The sequence below is a fragment of the Fibrobacter sp. UWP2 genome (genome assembly GCF_900141705.1).
In the GTDB taxonomy this organism is placed as follows: domain Bacteria; phylum Fibrobacterota; class Fibrobacteria; order Fibrobacterales; family Fibrobacteraceae; genus Fibrobacter.
In genome coordinates, this window is the sequence record NZ_FQYM01000063.1 from 1 (window position 1) to 2841 (window position 2841).

Sequence of the window (2841 nt, forward strand, 5' to 3'; positions counted from 1 at the left end):
GAAAAGAGCATGAAACTACTTGACAATGAAGCGCTAATAGCCTAGATTTACACCAGTTGGAGACCTGGATTTTCAACTAAAAAAGGGACAAATTCAGATTTCCCAACACCGGCCTCGCCAGAAATCACGATGAGGTCTTTTCCTGAGTTGTTTATGGAACTAAAAAAGGGGGTTCGGTCTATTTTGTATTTTAATCCATTATATGATATTGTATTCTTTATACTTTGCAAAATTGAATTGTTATGAAACTGCACATTTTTATGAATGTCTTCAAGAATGCATTTTTGTTCAAAGAAAAATGACGCAATATCTGCGTTTTGAATGCATACGAAATCAGAATCAAAAAAGGATTTCGTATGCCACTCAATTTTGATGTTTAATTTTTTTGCTAAGGATTCAGTAGTTATTTTGCCTTTGGGAACTTTTCCATTTGATTGAGCCCATTCTGAATTCGTATAAAAGACTAAGATGGTCAGATTTGGATAATTCTTGCGTATATCTTTTAAAGTTTTTTCAATTTTCTTGGATTCTTTTGATAGCGTATTTGAATAATATTTCGCTTGCCAACCGATAACGTCGCTCCCATAATTTATGGTGTCGGTTTCGATACCTGATTGATTCAAGTATGCGGGGAGCCCCTCGGGTTTATTATACTTTCGACAAAAAAGAAGATAGCACAGCCATTCAAACGCCTTTTCTTTGCCATTGGTAAACTTGGCGTTAAAAATATCCCAGTTTGCTTGAATCATGTTGCGTATCCTTTGGGGAATTCAGAAATCAAATAAGGTGTTCCCATAATAATAATCAAAAAAGTTTAGTTTGGGTGATTTTATTGCGGAATTGCTTAATGATTGTGTGGCTTTTTTGCGTTAGGAATCGAAGCCCGAAGGGCCGGGAGGGCCGCTGGTGTCCCGCGCTCGGCCCTCTAGGCGGGGAAGCCGTGGGGTGACGCCACGGCTTCGTGCCGCGAGAGCCCGGCCCTGCCACGGACCGCAAGTGGATCCCCGCCTTCGCGGGGATGACGAAAAAGTGGCAGGGATCGCCCTTACCCCTTCATGGCCTCGATCAAGTCGAAACCGTCGCTGACCTCCGGCAGGGCTCCGTATTTCTTGTCGAAGTAGTCCTTTTCGAAAATCCTGTCCCTGCGGACCTTGCGGAATTCGCCCTCGTCGCTCATCTCGATTTCGCTAAGCCGCTTTAGCACCGTCGCTTCGTGGGGCTTGCCCTTCTCGGCGAACCAAATCTGGTCACGATATTGGGCGATTTTTGTAAAATTATTCTTACAAGGTTGGCATCCTAAATTGGTTAAATTCGCTCAAAAAGGGCAATAAATCACTGGCTGGTGGACTTTTTTATCCCAACCGAGCTGCATTTTTGCCCGGTGATGTACCAGTTGCTCGCTATAATATAAATGAGAGACGTTTCTCCAATGCAGGAGGGTGGTCTAAACCTCGCTAAGGTTTGTGTAATCACGGCGGGAAACCATAAACATTTAACCAAGGATGGTATGTCATGGGGTAGGCGAGAATTCCCTGCCGCTTGGAAACGGGATAAATAACACTGAATTTATAAGAATTTCATAAAAATGACTTTTTTGATGTGGAAAAGCTTTTTTTTGTTTAAATGCCTGACGATGTTGTCAGCATAAGAAAGGAGGTCAATATGGCGACAAATCCGCCATCTGGAGACAATCATAGGAATGGAGCGGTCCGCTCCCGTTCCCAAACCTTTAATCCGAGGACGCAGCAGTTTGTAAAGCGTAATGCCGAAACGGGCCGCTTTATGGACGTCAAGCAAAATGGTGCGCCATTTAAGGGGGGGGGGGGAGAAACCCGTGAGTGACGACTCCGTCGCCACCCACGGAAGGGGATGTTTTCTTGAAAAAGGGTCTATTTTGTCATTTTTTGACAAAATGGGAATGTATATTTAACCATTAATGGAGATTAAAATGTGTAGAGGTTTATTCAAGTTTTTCAGTTGTGAAACGTATCGCGATGATTTTTTAAAGGGTCATCTGCACTTTAATTCTTTGAATTATTTTCGGAGAGCGGAAGCTTCTGATAGTTTTAAGCAAAATGATCCTTATGAATGTTGCAAAATATTTCAGCCTAATTCAATAAAAGTTTTTTTTGGTCAGCTGGAATTGAAAGATCTAGCTGGTCCTGTGTCAATTTGTTATAATGAAGATGTTTTGAAAAGCTATATAATGTGCTTTTCGACGATTAGATTTGATTCGCAAAAGAAGTACGCTTCTTTGGAAGATTTGAAACGGGACGTATTGTTTTCTGAAAAAATGATTAATTATGGCGAACATGCGGTTGCGATTCCGCGTATGGAATTATTTGTTGAAAGATTGAAAAAGGCCGCCTTGAAAGAGAATCTTGATTTTGCCATGGGCCCTGTGAATTATTACGATTTCGCCAAGGATAAAGTTTTGGATGAATACCCCAAAATTGCGTTCCGAAAAAGAAGAGAGTTCTCGTATCAAAGAGAGTTTCGCTTCTTGTTGCGAAAAAAGGACGCTGTTAATGATTATGTAACTCTTGAAGTTGGTGATTTGTCTGATATCGCTCAATCCTGCAAGTCGGCTGATTTAAATGGAATGCTTGAAATTAGTGTTGTGTAGCGTTTTGTTTCCCGCATTCCGCGTTAGGCCTCCAGCCACTTGGCAACTTGTTGCCTTAGTGGCTATGGTCCCCTTTAGGGGAGATCGAAGCCCGAAGGGCCGGGAGGGCCCGCCCCTGCGGAATTTGTCCCTTTTTTAGTTGAAAATCCAGGTCTCCAACTGGTGTAAATCTAGGCTATTAGCGCTTCATTGTCAAGTAGTTTCATGCTCTTTTC

Annotated in this window: 4 protein-coding genes; 2 read left to right on the forward strand and 2 right to left on the reverse strand. The window is 42.2% G+C overall.

What is annotated here, in order from left to right; genetic code table 11:
• Positions 1 to 47 precede the first annotated feature (47 nt).
• Both BUB55_RS13670 and BUB55_RS14415 read right to left on the reverse strand, forming a co-directional pair.
• Complete coding sequence (locus BUB55_RS13670; protein ID WP_073192427.1) at positions 48 to 749, reverse strand: hypothetical protein; 702 nt, start codon at positions 747 to 749, stop codon at positions 48 to 50.
• Positions 750 to 1045: 296 nt separating this feature from the next.
• Positions 1046 to 1204, reverse strand: a complete 159-nt coding sequence (locus tag BUB55_RS14415) for a hypothetical protein (RefSeq protein WP_159432006.1) — start codon at positions 1202 to 1204, stop codon at positions 1046 to 1048.
• Between the two features lie 458 nt (positions 1205 to 1662).
• Here BUB55_RS14415 and BUB55_RS14810 point away from each other — a divergent pair, with 458 nt between their 5' ends.
• Positions 1663 to 1842: a hypothetical protein gene (locus BUB55_RS14810; protein ID WP_073192431.1), complete on the forward strand. Its 180-nt coding sequence runs from the start codon at positions 1663 to 1665 to the stop codon at positions 1840 to 1842.
• A 94-nt stretch (positions 1843 to 1936) separates the two neighbouring features.
• Positions 1937 to 2626 carry a hypothetical protein gene (locus tag BUB55_RS13680; protein ID WP_073192429.1) on the forward strand — a complete coding sequence of 230 codons (690 nt, stop codon included), beginning with the start codon at positions 1937 to 1939 and terminating at the stop codon, positions 2624 to 2626.
• The last annotated feature ends 215 nt before the right edge of the window (positions 2627 to 2841 follow it).